This is a genomic window from Desulfobaculum xiamenense, from assembly GCF_011927665.1.
GTDB lineage: Bacteria > Desulfobacterota > Desulfovibrionia > Desulfovibrionales > Desulfovibrionaceae > Desulfobaculum > Desulfobaculum xiamenense.
In genome coordinates this window covers 801,987-820,811 of the sequence record NZ_JAATJA010000002.1, presented here as the reverse complement: position 1 = coordinate 820,811, position 18,825 = coordinate 801,987, and the positions used below count along the sequence as shown (strand labels likewise).

At 64.4% G+C, this 18,825-nt stretch carries 16 protein-coding genes; 6 read left to right on the top strand and 10 right to left on the bottom strand.

The genetic code is table 11. From position 1 onward, the window contains the following. Nucleotide 1: 1 nt before the first annotated feature. The 6 genes from serB to GGQ74_RS11490 all read right to left on the bottom strand — a co-directional run bounded on the left by serB (nucleotide 2) and on the right by GGQ74_RS11490 (nucleotide 7,304). Nucleotides 2–1,216: a phosphoserine phosphatase SerB gene (gene serB, locus GGQ74_RS11515; protein ID WP_167941687.1), complete on the bottom strand. Its 1,215-nt coding sequence runs from the start codon at nucleotides 1,214–1,216 to the stop codon at nucleotides 2–4. A 69-nt stretch (nucleotides 1,217–1,285) separates the two neighbouring features. Next, nucleotides 1,286–2,812, bottom strand: coding sequence for a murein biosynthesis integral membrane protein MurJ (murJ, locus tag GGQ74_RS11510; protein ID WP_167941686.1), 1,527 nt, complete (start codon nucleotides 2,810–2,812; stop codon nucleotides 1,286–1,288). 16 nt (nucleotides 2,813–2,828) lie between these two features. After that, nucleotides 2,829–3,671, bottom strand: a complete 843-nt coding sequence (gene mutM / locus GGQ74_RS11505) for a bifunctional DNA-formamidopyrimidine glycosylase/DNA-(apurinic or apyrimidinic site) lyase (RefSeq protein WP_167941685.1) — start codon at nucleotides 3,669–3,671, stop codon at nucleotides 2,829–2,831. Nucleotide 3,672: 1 nt separating this feature from the next. Then, nucleotides 3,673–4,929, bottom strand: coding sequence for a ChaN family lipoprotein (locus GGQ74_RS11500; RefSeq protein ID WP_167941684.1), 1,257 nt, complete (start codon nucleotides 4,927–4,929; stop codon nucleotides 3,673–3,675). Next, nucleotides 4,920–6,185, bottom strand: coding sequence for a phenylacetate--CoA ligase family protein (locus GGQ74_RS11495; RefSeq protein ID WP_167941683.1), 1,266 nt, complete (start codon nucleotides 6,183–6,185; stop codon nucleotides 4,920–4,922). The genes GGQ74_RS11500 and GGQ74_RS11495 overlap by 10 nt, the downstream gene beginning before the upstream one ends. A 213-nt stretch (nucleotides 6,186–6,398) precedes the next feature. Then, the gene (locus GGQ74_RS11490; RefSeq protein ID WP_167941682.1) at nucleotides 6,399–7,304 is read right to left on the bottom strand and encodes a tRNA (adenine-N1)-methyltransferase; all 906 of its coding nucleotides are present in this window, start codon (nucleotides 7,302–7,304) and stop codon (nucleotides 6,399–6,401) included. A gap of 98 nt (nucleotides 7,305–7,402) precedes the next feature. Between GGQ74_RS11490 and GGQ74_RS11485 the strand changes: the two genes are divergently transcribed. The 6 genes from GGQ74_RS11485 (at nucleotide 7,403) to GGQ74_RS11460 (ending at nucleotide 13,619) form a co-directional block, all read left to right on the top strand. After that, complete coding sequence (locus GGQ74_RS11485) at nucleotides 7,403–8,392, top strand: radical SAM protein (RefSeq protein ID WP_167941681.1); 990 nt, start codon at nucleotides 7,403–7,405, stop codon at nucleotides 8,390–8,392. 72 nt (nucleotides 8,393–8,464) lie between these two features. Then, nucleotides 8,465–9,919, top strand: coding sequence for an Rne/Rng family ribonuclease (locus GGQ74_RS11480; protein ID WP_167941680.1), 1,455 nt, complete (start codon nucleotides 8,465–8,467; stop codon nucleotides 9,917–9,919). A 54-nt stretch (nucleotides 9,920–9,973) separates the two neighbouring features. Next, nucleotides 9,974–10,522 (top strand): epoxyqueuosine reductase QueH, encoded by a 549-nt coding sequence (locus GGQ74_RS11475; RefSeq protein WP_167941679.1) that lies wholly within the window; start codon nucleotides 9,974–9,976, stop codon nucleotides 10,520–10,522. A gap of 33 nt (nucleotides 10,523–10,555) precedes the next feature. After that, complete coding sequence (locus GGQ74_RS11470; protein ID WP_167941678.1) at nucleotides 10,556–10,990, top strand: hypothetical protein; 435 nt, start codon at nucleotides 10,556–10,558, stop codon at nucleotides 10,988–10,990. 109 nt (nucleotides 10,991–11,099) lie between these two features. Then, nucleotides 11,100–12,275 carry a radical SAM family heme chaperone HemW gene (gene hemW, locus GGQ74_RS11465; protein ID WP_167941677.1) on the top strand — a complete coding sequence of 392 codons (1,176 nt, stop codon included), beginning with the start codon at nucleotides 11,100–11,102 and terminating at the stop codon, nucleotides 12,273–12,275. Between the two features lie 459 nt (nucleotides 12,276–12,734). Then, entirely contained in the window at nucleotides 12,735–13,619 is an 885-nt protein-coding gene (locus GGQ74_RS11460; protein WP_167941676.1) for a flagellin N-terminal helical domain-containing protein, read from the top strand. A 914-nt stretch (nucleotides 13,620–14,533) separates the two neighbouring features. Here the strand turns inward: GGQ74_RS11460 and GGQ74_RS11455 are convergent. Genes GGQ74_RS11455 through GGQ74_RS11440 form a run of 4 tightly spaced genes read right to left on the bottom strand, consistent with a single transcriptional unit; the run spans nucleotide 14,534 to nucleotide 18,824 of the window. Next, nucleotides 14,534–15,943, bottom strand: coding sequence for an aspartate ammonia-lyase (locus tag GGQ74_RS11455; protein WP_167941675.1), 1,410 nt, complete (start codon nucleotides 15,941–15,943; stop codon nucleotides 14,534–14,536). Nucleotides 15,944–15,977: 34 nt separating this feature from the next. Next, nucleotides 15,978–16,496 carry a metallophosphoesterase family protein gene (locus GGQ74_RS11450; protein WP_167941674.1) on the bottom strand — a complete coding sequence of 173 codons (519 nt, stop codon included), beginning with the start codon at nucleotides 16,494–16,496 and terminating at the stop codon, nucleotides 15,978–15,980. 10 nt (nucleotides 16,497–16,506) lie between these two features. Then, nucleotides 16,507–18,021: an MlaD family protein gene (locus GGQ74_RS11445; protein ID WP_167941673.1), complete on the bottom strand. Its 1,515-nt coding sequence runs from the start codon at nucleotides 18,019–18,021 to the stop codon at nucleotides 16,507–16,509. 47 nt (nucleotides 18,022–18,068) lie between these two features. Next, complete coding sequence (locus tag GGQ74_RS11440) at nucleotides 18,069–18,824, bottom strand: ABC transporter ATP-binding protein (protein ID WP_209280162.1); 756 nt, start codon at nucleotides 18,822–18,824, stop codon at nucleotides 18,069–18,071. Between the last annotated feature and the right edge of the window lies 1 nt (nucleotide 18,825).

Here is an 18,825-nt window from a genome sequence, read left to right as displayed (position 1 = left end):
GCTAGTCCAGCGCCTCGCGGTCGCGCAGGCCCAGAAGATACAGAATGCCGTCCAGCCCGAGGGTGGAGATGGCCTGCCGCGCCCCGCGACGCACAATGGGCTTGGCGTGGAAGGCGATGCCGAGCCCGGCCAGATTGAGCATGGGCAGATCGTTGGCACCGTCGCCCACGGCCACCACCTGTTGCAGGTCGATGTTCTCCCTGCGGGCGATGTCCTGAAGCAGTTGCGCCTTGCGCGCCCCGTCCACGATCTCGCCGACCACGCGCCCAGTCAGCCTGCCGTCCACGATCTCCAGCTCGTTGGCGTACACGTAGTCCACACCCAGCTCTCGTTGCAGGCGCTCGCCAAAGTAGGTGAACCCGCCGGACAGGATGGCGATCTTGTACCCCAGATTCTTCAGCGTGCCGATGAGCCGCCGCGCCCCCTCGGTGAGAGGAATGCTTTCGGCCACCTCGGAGAGCACCGAGGCGTCCAGACCTTCGAGCAGGCTTACGCGCTCGCGCAGGCTCTGGCGGAAATCCAACTCCCCGCGCATGGCGGACTCGGTAATGGCGGACACGCGGTCCACGACACCAGCCCGACGCGCCAGTTCGTCGATGACCTCGCCCTGAATGAGGGTGGAGTCCATGTCGAAGCAGATCAGGCGACGGTTGCGGCGGTAGACGTTGTCCTCCTGAAGGCCGATGTCCACGCCCAGTTCACGAGAAATGTCCATGAACTCCGCGCGCATGGCGGCGATGTCCGCCGGTTCGCCACGCACGGACAACTCCACGCAGGCGCGGGGATGCGCGTCGGGGCGTTCGAGGGAGATGCGACCGGACAGGCGCGAGATAAAGTCGATATTCAGACCGTGACGGGTCAGCACACCGGACACGCGCTCCATCTGGCGCGAGGTGATCTCGCGGGAGATGAGGGTCACGATATGCCGCCTGCGTCCCTGCGCGCCCACCCACTGCTCGTGGCGCTCGGGGGCCACGGCCTCGAAGGTCAGCCCCACACCCATCTCGTGCGCCTTGAACAGCAGATCCTTGAGGATGGGGGCAGAGCCCTGCTCGCGGGGAATCTCGATGATGAGGCCAAGCGAGAGCGTGTTGTGGATGACGGCCTGTCCGATGTCCAGAATCCGCACCCCGTACGAGGCAAGGATGCCGGTAAGCGAATTCATTATGCCGGGCTTGTCATCCCCGGAAATCCTGATCAGGACGATCTCGTGCATTGCGTTCTCCGCCGGTGTCCGCATGCGCGCCGACGCGGCACGCGCTAGAGGTGGAAAGGAAATACGGGCCTATCGGGCGATTCTGCGCCGTAGCGCATCGGCCATCATGGTGGCCTCGGGCACGCGAAACGCCAGCGCGCCAAGGGCGTAGGCCACGGCCCACACGGGGATGAACGCCACGGCCCACACTCCCATGCCCGTGGTCGCCCATGCGCCAAGGCCGATGGCTACGCCAAGCAGCGTGAAGGCGACGCACGCGCGGTGCCAGTCCGCCCACTGCCCCAGCCTGCGCCGCAGTGCCCACATCAGGAAAAAGGTGTTGAACCACGAGGAGACGGTGGTGGCCAACGCGAGGCCCACGTGCCCCATCCCCTGCATCATGGCCACGCCGCAGGCCACATACACGGCCACGCTGAGCGTGGCGGCGATGACGGGCATACGCGTGTCCTCAAGGGCGTAGAAGGCCGAAACCAGCGGCCGAACCAGCGCAAAGGCGGGAAGCCCCAGTCCGTAGGCTACTAAGGCCAGCGCCGTGGCCCGCACGGCCTCGGCCTCGAAGGCTCCGCGCTGAAAGAGGAGCTGGACCACGGGTTCGGAAAGGGCCACGAGTCCCGCAGCCGCAGGCAATGCGATGAACAGCGTCAGACGCAGGCTGGCGTTGAGCGCCTCGCGAAAGCCCTCCATGTCCGAACGCGCGGCCAACCGCGACAGGCTCGGCAACGCGGCGGTGCTCACGGCCACGCCGAACACGCCAAGCGGGAACTGCACCAGCCGGTCCGCGTAGTACAGATACGAAATGCTGCCCGCCGGAAGAAGCGAGGCCAACAGCGTACCGATGAGAATATTGATCTGGTACACGGCCGCGCCGAACACCGTGGGCAGCATGAGCCGCCCGGTGCGCTTCACGCCGGGGTCGTTGAAGCTCCACGTCCCGGTCCAGCGGAAGCCGCGCGACAGCATGGACGGCTGCTGCAACACCCATTGCAGAACGCCGGCGGCCAAAACGCCCCACGCCAGCACATGCGGCACGGAAAGGTCCAGCCACACGGCGGACAGCGCCGCCGCGATGAGCACGATGTTCAGCACGCAGGGCGACAGCGCGGGCGTGAGGAAATGCCCCTCCGCGTTAAGGATGCCCATGCACAGCGCGACGCCGCAGATGAACACCGTATACGGGAAGCAGATGCGCACGAGGTCCGTGGTCAGCGCGAGTTGCGCCGGGTCCGACGCGAAGCCCGGAGCGATGGCGATGGTCAACGGCCGCGCGAAAACGAGCGCCAAGGCAGTGACGACGCCGAGGATGATGGCCAGCCACACATGGACCGAACGCGCCATGGCGAAGGCCGCCGCAGGCCCCTGCTCCTCGCGGATGCGGGAGTACACGGGCACGAAGGCCATGGTCAGCGAGCCTTCGCCGAACAGCCGTCGCATGAGGTTCGGCAGGCGGAAGGCCACGAAGAAGGCGTCGGCGATGGGGCCTGCGCCGAGGGCGTAGGCGATGATGAGATCGCGCGCGAAGCCGAGGATGCGGGAGATGAGGGTTGCTCCTCCCACGACGGCCGCGTTGCGGGCGATTCCACGAGTGTGGCTGTTCATGCGAATTCCGTTCGTGTCAGTGCTGACACGTGGGACAGTAGGTGGACGTGCGGCCCGCCACTGTACGCCGCTCAAGCGTGGTTTGGCAAATGCGGCACGGCTCGCCGTAGCGGCCGTAAACCCTGAAATCGTTTTGGAAGGCTCCGGAATCGCCGTGGGCGTCGCGGTAGTCGCTGATGGAACTGCCGTTGGCGGCGATGGCCTCGGTCAGCACGTCGTGAATGGCGCTGTGCAGGGCACGCAGCCGCTGCGGCTCCACGGAGTCCGCCTGCGCATGAGGCAGGATGCCAGCCCGGAACAGGGACTCGTCCGCATAGATGTTGCCGATTCCCGCGATGAAGTGCTGGTCGAGCAGCAGGGACTTCACCTGACTGCGCCGTCCCTCGAACAGCCGCAGAAAGGCGTCCTCACCAATCTCCAGCGGCTCGGGGCCAAGCGTCGCGTAAAAGGGCCAGCGGTCGAGATCGTCCGGGGCCATGACGCGGCAGTAGCCGAACTTGCGGGCGTCCGCGAAATGCAGGGCGCGGCCGTCATTGAGCCGAAAGACGATGCGCGTGTGCCTGTCCGGTTCGCTCCCGGCGGGCACAACGACCAGCCTTCCGGTCATCTTGAGGTGGAAGCACATGTGCAACAGCGGCTCGCGCTTGGTGATCAGGTCGATGCACAGCATCTTCCCCCTGCGCCACACGCGACGGATGAGCGCGCCGGGCAGGTATCGGGACATCTGGGCCGGGGACATCGCACCACGCCCCTTCTCCACCGCTCCCGAGGAGAGCAGTTCGAAGGACATGATGCGCCGCCCGCGAAGCTCGGTCATGAGGCCGCGGGCAATGGTCTGGACTTCTGGAAGTTCGGGCATGCTATTTCGGTCCGTCCGCCTCCGGGGCCGAGCCCCCTCCCGGACGGGATCTGGTGAGTTGAATGATGATTTCGCGGGACGCGCCGTCGCGGCGCACATCGAGGCGCAGACGTCCGTCGTCCTCGCGCGAGGCGCGGATGGCAGCCTTGTGCAGCACCCACAGTTCGACGACCGTCATCCCCTGCGCGGCGGTGATGACGTCGCCCACGGCCAGCCCGGCCTTTGCGGCGCGGGAATCCGGCTCCACCGCAGTGATGGCGGCTCCGCCGGCTTGCAGCTCCACGCTGAAGCCGAGGCGGCTGGCATGGGTCAATGCGCAATAAAAGAAGACATCGGCCTGCGCAAGGTCCACAGGCTCCACCCCGCGCCACGGCACGACGGACAGCGCCTTCGCGCCGGGATCGAGGACCGACAGCCGGTAGCCGAGGCCCCAGCCGTATTCCACGTGCCCGGACCCGACGACGACCACCACCGGACGCGACCACGCGCGGTACGCCTCCACGGCGGCACCGGCCATGGCCGAATCCCACAGGGACTGCGAGGTCATGAAGCGTTCGAGGGCATCGTCCGTCGCGCCCTTGCGATTCATGATCATGCGATGGCGCTCGAACTCCTCGCGCAGGGATTCGCGCTGGTCCTCGCGCGGGGGGATGATGACGTCCGGCAGCAACGCGCGGTCCCCGGCGTCCAGCCCGGAAAGGCCCGACGTCGAAACGGCCCGGACAAGCCGCAGCGGCACGTTCAGCGCCACCAGCGGCAGCCCGCGCTCTCGCGCGGCGCGGATAACCGGCTCGTACAGCGCGTAGGGATGCCCCCACACGTTCGGCCAATCGAGCGCCGTGGGCAGCTCCTCGACGGACAGTTCCCCGGCGTTGAAACGGTCGAGCACATCCTGCCGCTCGCGCGGGACCATCTCCAGCCCCACGACGGGACGCGGACGTCCGGCGGCGACGGCGGCGGAATCGATGGCCGCGATGGCCTCGGCCTGCACCGCGTGGTCGCAGGCCGACGAATGCCCCTCACCAAGAAGGACGTAGCGGACGTCGAGGGCGCGCCGCACGAAGTCCCGCATACTCAGCGGGCCGCCCGTCGCGTCGAACATCTCGCCGGGCATGGCGGGAGCGACAACGGCGGGGCGCACCACGCCGCCGACGGGATCGGCGGGCGTGCGTGCACATGCGCAAAGGGCCACCGCCACGACGGCGGCGGCCCCTGCGCGAATGAGTGCTTTAGCGAGGCGTGACGGGACTAGTCCCATTTCCTCTTGTCCTCGATGGGACGGATCTGCGCGGGCAGGGTGCCCGGCGCGACGACGTTGAGCGAGGGGCGCAGCTTGATCTGCTGGCGGAAGCTGTGCAGCAGCTCCTCCGAGCGGGTGAAGTTGCTGGCCTCCACGTGCAGGGTCATCTCGTCGATGCCACCGGGGTTGGTGACCTCGATCTGCCAACGCTTGATCTCGTCGAACTGGGCCATCACCTGCTCCACCTGATGCGGGTACACAAACATGCCCTTGATGCGGGTGGTGGTGTCCACGCGGCCGACGATGCTGCCGAGGCGCGGGGAGGTGCGGCCGCAGGCGCAGGGCGCGCGGTCGATGTACGACAGGTCGCCCGTGGCCAGCCTGATGAGCGGATAGGTCCGGTTGAAGGCCGTGACCACGATCTCGCCCACTTCGCCGTCCTTGAGCGGAATGCCGGTGTCAGGATGGCAAATCTCGACGAAGGCGCGGTTGGCGAGGTGCAGGCCGTTGCAGTGGTAGCATTCGTAGCCGATGCAGCCCACGTCGGCGGTGCCGTAGCCCTGGCGCATGATGAGGTCGAACTTCTTCTCGATGGTGGCGCGCATCTTCTCGGAGAATTTCTCACCGGTGACAAACGCGACTTCGAGGAAGAGGTCCTTGCGCAGGTTGATGCCCGCCTCTTCGGCCTTCTGGGCCAGATGCATGAGGTAGCTGGGCGTGCCGACATAGCCGGTGCTGCGCAGCTTCTGCATGATTTCAAGCTGGGTGCTCGTGTTGCCCGGACCGGAGGGGACCACGGCGCAGCCGAGGTTGCGCAGCGGCTCCTCGAACATGAGACCGGCGGGGGTGAGGTGGTAGTTGAAGGTCACCTGCGCGAGGTCACCGGAGCGGAAACCGGCCGCGTAGAAGCCTTCGGTCCATCCCCAGTAGTCTTCTCCGCGATCCTCGGGATCGAAGATGGGACCGGGAGACAGGAACACGCGGCGAAGCTCGCCGAGGTCCTTGGTCAGAAGCCCGCCAAGACGAGGCCCCATGGACTGAAGAAAGATGAGTTCCTTCTTCTTGATGATCGGGATGTGCTTCAGGTCCGAGAGCGACTTGAACTTGTCCACGTTGAACTGTGCACGGTCGAAGCGCTTCTTGACGTCTTCCGAATACCGGTACGCGTAAGACAACAGCTCCTTGAGCTGAATCTGGTAGTACTGGCGTCGTTCAGACTCGTCCAGCACCTCGCGTCGGCTGTAGATGCCTTCGGTACGGTCCTTGCGGGTCATGTTCTTACCTCGTCTTATATTGATTGAACAATGCGTGAAAAATGCATGCTGTACGAGTGCGGAAATATCATGTTTCCGCAGCTCAGTTCAACCCATGACGCAGAAAAACGGCAAAACGCTTCGACTTCTCCGGCATCACCGGGGAAGTCGAAGCGAATCGTCCGTCACGGGAAAAAATCGGCGTTTTCAGTCGCCAAACGCCTCAAACCGGCCCTATTCGTCCTCCGACTCCGGAGCTTCAGCGGCTTCGCCGCCCTCGCCAAGGCGCTCCAGACGGGCGGCCTCCTGCTTGCGCTCGCGGGTACCGAGAGTGCGATGGGCCTCGAACTCGTCCATACGCTCCTGATGGCGCGCAAAAACGAGGAAGCCGGTATGGGCGACCATGCGGTCCTCGGGGCGGAGCCTGTCGGGCACAGTCTTCCAACGGCGCACCAGCACCTCCAGCACCTCCACGTCCGCGAACGGCGCGACTTCGAGGGCCTTGAGCAGATCGCTCACCTGGCTGATGGTGGGCAGCAGGAAAGCCACGGGAGAACCGGGCTTGATGGCGCTCGCAATGTGGTGCACGTACTCCCACGGAGTGCGCACGTCGAGGAACAGCGCATCGGCGAGGGTGCCCGCCTCGGCGGTGTTCTTCACGAAGCCGTCGGCAATGTCATGGCCCACGACCTGTTCCACGTGCCCGGCGAGGCCGTAGCGCTCCAAATTCTTCCGACACAGTTCGGCGAACTCGGGACGTCGCTCGTAGGTGTAGACGCGGCCAGTGCTGCCCACGGTGTGCGAAAGCGCAACCGTGAAGCTGCCGGAGCCGCTGCCTGCCTCGATGACCGTCTTGCCGGCACCGATGCCCAGCTTGACCAGCAGATAGCCGATCTCCTTGGGGTAGAGCACCTGCGTCTGCCGCCGCACGCCCTTGACCATGTCGGCCAGCGAGGGACGGACCAGCCGAAACGGCTTGCCGAGGTGCGTGTAGACCACGGAACCGAACTCCGCAGCGGCCACATCGGCCATGGAGAGGATTCCCTCCTGCACGTGCAGGTCCTGTTCGAGGTCCAACACCTTCATGTAACGCTTGCCCTTCGGGCTGATGAGCAGTACCAGTTGACCGGGTTCGAGCATAATGTCCTCCAAAAGGACTTGTGAGGTATGGTTACCGGGTAGGAAAGTCAAGCCTCTTTCCCACCGCGTACAAATCGAGTATAAGGGGAAACGCGACGTTGGGGTACACATACGTTTTCGGGCCGGTCACATCCGGCAGGCTTGGGCTGTCCCTCGGGCTGGATCTTCTGGGCGAGGCCATCTGCTCGCTCGATTGCATCTACTGCGAGGTGGGCAGAACCACACGCCTCACCATGCGGCGCAAACCCTACGTTCCCGCCAACGACGTGCTGGACGAGCTGGCACGCTGGAAGGACGAGGACGGCCGCACGCCCGATTTCGTCACCCTCGGAGGGCGGGGTGAACCGAGCCTGAACAGCGACATGGGCAGCATCATCGAAGGTGCGAAGAAAATTTTTCCAGACACGCCCGTCGCCGTGCTCACCAACTCCACCCTGCTCCATGATGCGCAGGTCCGCAGCGAGATGGCCCGAGCCGACGTGGTACTCCCGTCCATTGATACCCTCGTCCCCGAGGAGATGCGCCGCCTGAACAGGCCGCACTCCGACATTGACATCGCATCCCTCACGCGCGGACTGCTCGACTTCCGCGCCGAATTCGCAGGACGCATCTTCCTTGAGGTGCTTCTTGTAAAGGATGTGAACGACAGCGACGAAAACCGCTCGCTGCTCCGGGAGTTCATCGCCCAGCTCCGACCCGACCGGGTGGATGTGGTGACCATGACCCGCCCCGGAACGCTGCGCGCGGCATCGCCCGTGTCCCCCGAGGTTCTCGCCCTGTGGCGAAAGGACCTCGCAGAGGCGGCATCACACGGGCAGGCAGCAAGGCTTACAGAATCCCACCGTGGGATTCATGATATTTCAACGGATGCTGCGGAGGAAGCCCCCCGGAAGGGGCGCGACCTTCCCATCCGGACCGTGCAGGAACTCGTGCTGGGTTCCGTGTCCCGCAGGCCGCAGACGGCGCGTCAACTGGCCACAGCGCTCGACCTGTCACTCGACAGCGTCACGCAGGCTCTGGACGCGCTCAAGCAGGAAGGGCGCATCTTCGTCGAAACGGACGGGGACGATCCCTTCTACAAGGCCTAAAAGGACTAGCCCGGCCACAAAGCCCCCGCGCACGGCCGCATCCGGCAAAAATTCTACGCAGAGGCAAACTACATGGCGAAAAGCAAACGGCAGCGGATGTTCATCAGCGTCCTGCCGGGCGAACAGGTCGAAATGGCCATCACGGAAGACGGCAAACTCGACGAATACTACGTCGAGATGCTCCACCAGGCCAAGACCAAGGGAAACATCTACAAGGGCGTCATCAACAACATCGACCCCAGCCTTCAGGCGGCCTTCGTCAACTACGGAGCGGAGCGCAACGGCTTCCTCCAGATCGACGAGGTCCACCCCGAATATTACCACACCGACCTGAAGCCCCAGAAGGGCTTCAAGTATCCGCCCATCCAGAAAGTCCTGCGCCCCGGCGACGAAGTGCTGGTGCAAGTCGTCAAGGAGCCCACCGGCAAGAAGGGCGCCTTCGTCACCACCTATCTCTCCCTTCCCGGCCGCTACTTCGTGCTGACCATCGGCCGCGAGCAAATCGGCATCTCCCGCAAGATCGAGGATGAAACCGAACGCACCATGCTGCGCAGCGTGGTGGAGGAGCAGAACCTCGGCCCGGCCATCGGTGTCATCGTGCGCACCGCCGCAGCGGGTGTAAGCAAGACTCGCCTGACCAAGGACCTCAAGATCCTCAAGCGCCTGTGGAAGGAAATCGTCAACAAGGTTCCCACGCAGGAGTCGCCGTCCCTCGTCTATCAGGAGATGGACCTCGCCTCCCGCGCCGTGCGCGATTACCTCAACAGCGAGATCGGCGAAATCTGGGTGGACCACGAGGAAACGGCCAAAAATGTGGCCGAGATGGTGTCGCTGGTCTTCCCGCGCCGCCTCAACCTCGTGAAGCAGCACACCGACCACGACCGGGGCCTCTTCGATCGCTTCAACGTCGAAAAGCAGATCCAGTCGCTCTACGACCGCGAGGTGGTTCTTCCCTCGGGCGGACGGCTGGTCATCGACACCACCGAGGCCCTCACCGCCGTGGACATCAACTCCGGCAAGATCGGCGGCAAGAAGAATTTCCGCGAAATGGCGCTCAAGACCAACATGGAGGCCGCCGAGGAAATCGCGCACCAGTTGCGCCTGCGCGACATCGGCGGTCAGATCGTCATCGACTTCATCGAGATGAAGGACAAGAACCACTGCCGCGACGTGGAAAAGACCATGCGCGCAGCGGTGAAGATCGACCGCGCCCGCACGGACGTGGGGCGTCTGTCCCGCTTCGGCCTCATGGAGATGGTGCGCCAGCGCCTCGGCTCGTCCGCGCTGGCCGTGAGCACCGAGCCCTGCCCCTGCTGCAACGGCACCGGCACCCGGCGCAATCTCGAATGGCAGGCCCTGCAGGCCCTCAAGGAAATCTACCGGAAGCTTCGTGCCAACGGTACCGGCGGCAGCGTGGAGTACCGCTGCCCCGCCGAACTGGCCGCCTACCTCTCCAACACCAAGCGCTCCAAGCTGCTTGAGCTGGAGACGGAATTCGCCGTCGCCCTCTCCGTGCTCCCCGAATAGCATTACCGCGCGGTGCCGGTCCCGACCGGCACCGCGCTTTCAACAGGACTCGACATGCCCAGAATCCTCCTGCACATGTGCTGCGGCCCGTGTTCCATCACGCCGGTCAAAAGCCTTCAGGACGCGGGGTTCGAGGTGACGGGGTTCTACCACAACCCCAACATCCACCCGCTCAGCGAATACCTGCGCCGCAGGGACGGTGCCATCGAAGTCGCCGAACGCCTCGGCATCCGCATCATCGTCAAGGACTCGGAGTACGACCCGCAGGCCTACTTCCGCGCAGTGACCTTCCGCGAGGCCAACCGCTGCTTCCACTGCTACTCCCTGCGCCTCGAACGCACGGCGCAGATCGCCGGGCGCGGACGCTTCGACTTCTTCAGCACCACCCTGCTCTATAGCAAGTTCCAGAAGCACGACATGATCGCCGCCCTCTGCCGGGATTTGCAGACGGGATGTCCGGCCAAGTTCCACTATCAGGACTTCCGCGAGGGCTGGAAGGAAGGCATCGCCATCTCCAAGGAATGGGGCATCTACCGCCAACAGTACTGCGGCTGTCTCTACAGTGAGAACGAACGCTACAGGGACGGCCTGCGCCCGGATTGATCCGGCCCGCCCCCGAAACGACATCATCCGGACGTGGACGAAACGCTCTACATCGCAACGCTCTTCCTCGGCCCCACGGCGTGGCCCCGCTATGCCGCCATCGCCGCCGCAGGATTTCCCGCGCTCATCCTCGGCTGGGCCACGGCCAGACGCTACGGAGCACTCCGTGGCACCGTGTGGGGTCTCGTCCACTGCGCCATCTTCTACGGCCTGCTCAAGCTGACCTCCGGCGCGTACGCCTACAGCTTGTACACATGGGTTTCGCCCCACGTGGACGCCGGAACGACTGGCATCCTGTCCACGGACTTCGGCGACCGGATGCTCGTCTTCGTGCTGCCTGCGCTGGCCCATGGCGCAGTGGCCGCAGTCCTCGGCATCATGGCGATGGGTTTCCTCTCCCCCGGCCCGCCCCCGCGCTCGGCCACTTCTCGCGCCCCACGCAGGAAGACGCGCCCCCGCCGAGGCTGACCGACGCAAAACGCCCCTCGGTTTTCCCCTTGCAGGACCAGCCGCTCCGGCCTATGCAGAGTCCCAACGGGATGCCCCGCGAACACACCAACCACAGCCCAAAGACGCCATGCTCCTCTACGTGCACGTCCCCTTCTGTCGGCGCAAGTGCCGCTACTGCGCCTTCCACTCCACGGTTCCCGCCAAGGGCGATCTGGCCGCGTACGCCACGCTCGCCGAGCGCGAGATCCGCCACTGGGGGCGCACCCTTGGGCATCCTGAAATCCGCACCATCTTCTTCGGCGGCGGCACGCCGAGCCTTTTGCCGCTACCGCAGTGGGGACGCCTCGTCACCGCCATCCGCGAATCCTTCACCCTGCTCCCCAACCTCGAATTCACCACCGAAGCCAACCCGGAATCGCTGACCGACTGGGCCTATCTGCAGGGACTCATGGGATTCGGCGTGAACCGCCTGAGCATGGGCGTGCAGAGCACCGACGACGCCATGCTCACCCTCCTCGGCCGCCCGCACACCGCAGCCGACGCCCACCGCGCCTTCGACCTCGCCCGCAACGTGGGATTCGCCAACATCAGCGTGGACCTCATCTGGGGCCTGCCGGGTCAGCGGCTGGCCACGTGGCTCCACCAGCTCCGTGAAATCGTGCGCTGGCGACCGGAGCACATGTCCTGCTACGGCCTGTCCTTCGAGCCGGGAACGCCCTTCGAGCACATGCTCGACACCGGCGACATCACGCCCGTGGACGAGCAGGAACAGGCCAAGATGTTCATCCACGGCGCGGAGTATCTGGAATCCGAAGGCTACCTCCAGTACGAAATCTCCAACTTCGCGCGCATGGGCTTCACCAGCCGTCACAACCTCGGCTACTGGGAAGGCGAGGACTACCTCGGCATCGGCCCCTCCGCCGTGTCTACGCTCAACGCGCGACGCTGGCAGAACCCCACCGAACCCAAGGCCTACGCCCGTGCCATCGAATCCGGCACCCTCGGCGGCGACTTCGAAGCCCTCGACGCCGCCACCCACGCGAGGGAAATGGTCATGCTGCGTCTGCGCACCGCGCGCGGTCTGCACCTCGCCGACTACCACAGCGCCACGGGCCGCGACTTCCTCAAGGACTTCGGCCCCATGGTGCAGGCCCTGCGTCAGAACGGCCTTGTCCGCCTCAGTCAGGGCCACCTGCGTCTGTCCAAGACCGGCATGATCGTCTCGGACACCATCCTCGGCAATCTCTTCGACAGCCCAGTCTGGGACGCCCCCGCCCCCGACGAGCGCCACCCCGGAGACTGACCCCGCCCCCCGGCAACCACTCAAGACATTCGGCCCACTTTCGGGCCCTTTTCAGGAAAATCCCCCCTTTTTCCCTCTCGGACGCGGAAATTTTCGCCCCATGCTCCCTGCCTTCCTCCGAGCGCCCTCCTTTCTCCCGCATTTCATCGCGACAACCCCATCGCTTCCGGCCAGATACGCTAAAATCGGCCCACTCCAGACACTTTCCAGACTTTTACGCCCGTTTCTGTCACTCCAACCAGCCTTACCAACACAACAATTGCGCAAACAACAAACGCCCAGGGCATAAAAAAACTTTATCCCGGGAACATAGGCACTGTGCGGGTTTTCTAGAAAAGATCAAAAAATTCTTCCGGAGGGCCTAATCATTTCGCGCTTACCAGCCGAAATGACTCGCAAGTGATTCGGGCATGCGCCCAATACAGCAAGGATGCTGAACATTTCTAAGGAGGGAATTCTATGTCTCTGGTTATCAATCACAATATGATGGCTGCTAATGCGTCCCGGAACCTGAGCCAGTCTTACGGTGCTCTCGGAACCTCTGTCCGCCGCCTGTCTTCCGGTCTGCGTGTCGGCACCGCCGCTGACGACGCCGCCGGCCTCGCAGTCCGCGAACTCATGCGCTCCGACGTGACCGCTCTGCATCAGGGCACCCGCAACGCCAATGACGCCGTCTCGATGATCCAGACCGCCGACGGCGCCCTCGGCGTCATCGACGAAAAGCTCATCCGTATGAAGGAACTGGCCGAACAGGCTTCCACCGGTACCTACAACTCCGACCAGCGCCTCGTCATCGACTCCGAGTACCAGGCCATGGCTTCGGAAATCACCCGTATCGCGGATGCCACGGACTTCAACGGAATCCACCTGCTGAACGGCAACCTCTCCGGTACCCACTCCGGCACGGGCCTCACCAGCACCGGCTCCATGCGCGTCCACTTCGGCACGCAGAACGATTCCAAGGAAGACTACTACGACATCCAGATCAACTCGGCGACGGCCTCTGCCCTCGGTCTCGGCAACCAGACCTCCGGCAACGGCGCTTCCATCTCCACCCAGGATGCGGCTCGCAACGCATTGGAAGCCATCGACAAGGCCATCATCTCCAAGGACAACATCCGCGCCCAGCTCGGTGCCAACCAGAACCGCCTGAACGCGACCGTGTCCAACCTGCAGGTGCAGGCCGAAAACCTTCAGGCTTCCGAGTCCCGCATCTCCGACGTGGACGTGGCCACCGAGATGACCGAGTTCGTCCGCCAGCAGATCAAGACCCAGTCCGCAGTGTCCATGCTCGCGCAGGCCAACTCCCTGCCCCGTATGGCCATGCAGCTCCTCGGCGGTTGATCGCGCCGGTTCCGCACTTGGCTCCAGACTGACCGAAGCCCCCTCCACCGGAGGGGGCTTCTTTTTGCGCCACGGACAGCGCGATACCCGCGCAATCTAGCCCGCTGCGCGGGGCATGGCATTCGGCGACCGGCGGGACGAAAGGATGCCTCCGGCGGCCGGGCTCTGCCCGGACCCGGTCAAGGGAATGATTCCCTTAACAATCCTCATTAGGGCTTCGTCACGCAAAGCCACACGACACGCCATAGACACACGGCCTATCGCATGTCGGGGGTCCAGGGGGCCAGCGGCCAGCGGCCAGCGGAGCCTACGGCTTGCATGCGGCAGTGAACGACACGGCCCTACCACTGCGACAGGCGCCAGCCGCTGCGCGGGGCATGGCATTCGGCGACCGGCGGGACGAAAGGATGCCTCCGGCGGCCGGGCTCTGCCCGGATTCGGTCAAGGGAATGATTCCCTTAACAATCCTCATTAGGGCTTCGTCACGCAAAGCCGCACGACACGCCATAGACACACGGCCTATCGCATGTCGGGGGTCCAGGGGGCCAGCGGCCCCTTGGCCGGCGGAGCCTACGGCTTGCATGCGGCAGTGAACGACACGGCCCTACCACTGCGACAGGCGCCAGCCGCTATGCGGGGCATGGCCTTTGGCGACCGGCGGGACGAAAGGATGCCTCCGGCGGCCGGGCTCTGCCCGGATCCGGTCAAGGGAATGATTCCCTTAACAATCCTCATTAGGGCTTCGTCACGCAAAGCCGCACGACTCGCCATAGGCACACGGCCAATCGCATGTCGGGGGTCCAGGGGGCCAGCGGCCCCTTGGCTGGCGGAGCCTACGGCTTGCATGCGGCAGTGAACGACACGGCCCAGCCACTACGCCGGACGACAGCCACGGGCGCTACGGGCAATCGGCGCTAGTCGCGCATCGCTCCGGGTTTTGGGCGGGTCATAGTGAGAGGGTCGAGGACTTTCTGGGCCTCGTCGCGGCTCATGTGTCCCTGTTCGACGACGAGGTCGATGAGGGCGCGCCCGGTGCATTCGGACTCCTTGGCCAACGCGGCGGCGGCCTCGTAGCCGATGTAGGGCGCGAGGGCGGTGACGGCGCCGACGGACATCCGCACCAGAGCGGCACAGCGCTCGCGGTTGGCGGTGATGCCGTCGATGCAGCGCTTGCGGAGCATGAACGCCGCGCGGGCGAGCATGTCCACGGACTGGAAGAGGTTGAAGGCGATGATGGGTTCGAATACGTTGAGTTCAAGCTGCCCGGCCTCGGCGGCCATGGTCACGGTAACGTCGTTGCCGATGACCTGATAGCAGACCTGATTGACGGCCTCGGGGATGACGGGATTGACCTTGCCGGGCATGATGCTCGATCCGGGCTGCATGGGCGGCAGATTTATCTCGTGGAAGCCGGTGAATGGGCCGGACGAAAGCAAGCGCAGGTCGTTACAGATCTTGGAGAGCTTGACGGAGATACGCTTGAGGATGCCCGAGACGTGGACAAAGACGCCGGTGTCGCTGGTGGCCTCCACAAGGTTCTCGGCGGGCACGATGTCGAGCCCGGTAACGTCGGCGAGATAGCGACAGACGGCCTCGGCGTAGCCCTCGACGGTATTGATGCCGGTACCGATGGCCGTGGCACCCATGTTGGATTCGCGAAGCAGGGTGATGGCCTCGCGCAGGCGCGAAATGTCCTCACCCACGGTGACGGAGTAGGCAGCGAATTCCTGACCGAGGGTCATGGGCACGGCGTCCTGAAGCTGGGTGCGGCCCATCTTGATAACGTCTGCGAACTCCTCGCCCTTGGCACGCAGCGAGGCGACAAGGGCCTCCATCTCCTTGAGGAGATCCTGACAGTACCAGATGAGGGCGATCTTGAGGGCCGTGGGATAAACGTCGTTGGTGGACTGGGAAAGGTTGACGTGATTGTTGGGATGAATGCGCGAGTAGTCACCACGCTCGGCCCCGATAATCTCCAGCGCCCGATTGCAGATGACCTCATTGGCGTTCATGTTGACCGAGGTCCCCGCGCCACCCTGAATGACGTCCACGGGGAAGTGCTCGTCAAGCCGCCCCTCGCGCACGTCGCGCGCGGCCTGCACGATGGCGTCGCAGATGTCGTCGGGCAACAGGCCCAGCTCCATGTTGGCGAGCGCGGCGGCCTTCTTGACGCAGGCCAGCGCCTGAATAAGGCGGGTGAAATGGGAGACGGGAATGCCGGTGATCTGGAAATTCTCGAGTGCGCGCACGGTCTGCACGCCATAATACGCATCGGCCGGAACCTTGCGCGGTCCGAGGCTGTCCTTTTCGGTGCGGAAATTCATGTCCATTCCCCTTTCATTATGGAAACCGGAGCGGCTAGGCGCAGCGAACCTCGGCCGCGGTGAGCGGCACGCTGACGAATTCGTGAGCGATAGTTCCGTCGTCGGCGATGTGAAGGAAGGCGAGCGTCGGCTCGGCACCGCCCTCGCGCAGGCTGCCGGGATTGAGCATCCACGTGCTGCCGTGGCGAACCCACTCCGTACGGTGCGAATGCCCGAAACAGACGAGATCGTAGTCCGGCCCGAGGGCTTCGGCGATTCTGGCGGAAAGGCCATCTACGGGACCGTAACCGAAGCCATGGACGAGGCCGACGGTTAGCCCGCCCACGCGCAGGGAGACGCGCACGTCAAGCTCCTGCGTAAGGGCATAGTCATCCACGTTGCCGGATACGGCGTGAAAACCGGGATGCTGGCACAGCCACGACCACACCGGATGGCCGGTGGTGTCGCCGCAGTGCAGCAACAGATCGGCACCGGCGAGGTAACGGTCATAGACCGCCTCCATCCACTCGGTGACCTCGTAGGCGTGCGTGTCGGAAATGACAGCAATCTTCATGTGCGCTCCGCTACTTGATGGGAACCGGCGAGGCGCTCATGAGGTACTTGAGATCGTCGTCGGTGAAGTACAGGCCAAGGCCCGTGTAGAAGGAGCTTCCGCCGTGCTCGCTGGCGAAGTCGTCCATACCGGCCATGGCATAGAAATTCTTGAGAAAATAGAGCTTGGCTCCGGCCTTGAGGTGCGGGGCGTCCTCGTCATCGAAGTCGTAGGCCTCGAAGGTGAACTTGAGGCGATCGTCCCACACGTAGTAGTCGAGTCCCGCACCGCCGGTGGATTCGAAGAGACCGCCGCGCAGGGCCAGATCGCCCCAGCGCTTGCCGATCTGCGCGTTGAAGGTGATTTCGTCGCGCTCGGTCTTTTCCTCGACCTCATGCGTCGTGGTGGGCTTGCCACCGTCCACGCTGGTGGTGGTAAAAGTTTCCGTCTCGCGGGTACGGCCGTTGGGGTTGGCGACCACGCCGACCATGTAGAAATGGTCGGCCGACGGCTCGATGAGCATGTTCAGATAGGTCTTGGTGTCGCCGGAGTCGGCGAGGTACTCGGCACCGAAGTCCACGCTGGTCTTGAAGGTCTCCTGCTTCTCAAGGTAGGTGTTGATGCCTTCGAGGGCCTTGTCCAGCTCGCGGGAGGTGGTGTCGTCGTTGACGAGCCTGCCGAGGGTGCCCTGCCCCTCATCGATCTTGCGGGCCACGCTTTCGAGGGATGCCACGGCCTCGTGCAGATTGCGTCCCATTTCCTCGTCGTTGACCAGCCGCCCGGCCGCGCCCTGCCCCTCGTCGATCTTGGCGAGCACGCTGTTGACGGTGGTCAGCGTATCGCGCAGGCCGTTGGATGCCGTCTCGAAATTCTGGATGATGGAGCCGATGCTCTGCTTGTTGGCGGAGGAAAGGTCCCGCAGGTCGCCGGAGAAATCGCGCATGTTGGTGACGATGAGGTCGATGCTCTCCACGTTACGCTGCACCATCTGGTTGAGCGTCACGGTGAGGTCGCGCAGGTTCTCGAAGGTGTCGCGCAGGCCGCGCTCGCCGTCCGGACCGCCAAGCACGCTGGAGACGCTCTTGGACACGGTGCCGATGTCGTCGGCGATCTGGCCGATCTTGTTCATGAGCACTTCAAGGTCGGCGCTGCGGTCAGAGCGCTGGATGACACCGCCCTCGGCAAGCTCCGGATAGGCCTCCGTACCGCCGGACAGGGCGACATACTTGTCGCCGAGCACACCACGGGTCATGATGCGGGCGACGACGTCGGCGCGCAGCCGCACACGGTCCTCAAGCTCAAGGACCAGCTTCGCGCGGCCGTTTTCGAGCTCGATACCGCTCACGCGGCCCACCTCGATGCCCGCGATCTCGACGGGAGCGCCCTCCTTGAGTCCGGTCACGCTGTCGAAGTAGACCACGAGGTCGTAGACACCACTACGCAGCAGTTCACGCTCGCCCACCTGAAGCGACATGTAGGCCAGCATGATTACCGCCACAAATACGAAAATGCCGACCTTGATCTCGGCTCCGCTCTTGCCTGCCATAAGCCTCTCTCTCTTTTCGTGTGATCGGTCCCCGCGCTACGGCGCGGTCAGGCCAATCCAATGGGACCGTCAGCGCGGCCCTCGATGAACTGTCGCACCACCGGATCATCCGAGGCGCGTATCTCGTCCGGGCTGCCACTGGCGATGATGCGCCCGTTGTAGAGCATAAAAATCTCGTCCGCGATGGCCATGGTCGCCGGAATGTCGTGGCTGATGACCACGCAGGTGGCCCCGAACTCGCCACGGGTGCGTAAGATGAGGTCGTTGATGGCCGCGGACATCACGGGATCGAGACCGGACGTCGGCTCGTCGAAGAGCACGATCTTCGGGTCCAGCGCGATGGCGCGGGCCAGGCCCACACGCTTGCGCATGCCGCCCGAAAGCTCGGCGGGCATCTTGTGCCCTGCGCCGGAAAGCCCCACCGCGGCGAGCTTGGCATCCACGATGTCCGCTATCTCCCGCCGCGACAGGCCGGAGTGCTCCACCAGCGGAAAGGCGACGTTCTCGGCCACGTTCATGGAGTCGAACAGCGCGCCCTCCTGAAAAAGCAGGCCGAACTGCCGCCGTGCGGCCACGAGTTCGCGCTCGGACAGGGCGGTGATGTCCTGCCCGTTCACCAGCACCCGGCCGGAATCCGGCCGCATGAGTCCGATGATGTGCTTGAGCAGCACGGACTTGCCCCCGCCGCTGCGCCCAATGATGACGCTCACGGAGTCGGGGCGGAGGGTGATATCCAGCCCGTCGAGCACCGTCTGCTCGCCGAAGCTCTTGCGGAGGCCTTCACATTGGATGATCGGTTTCATG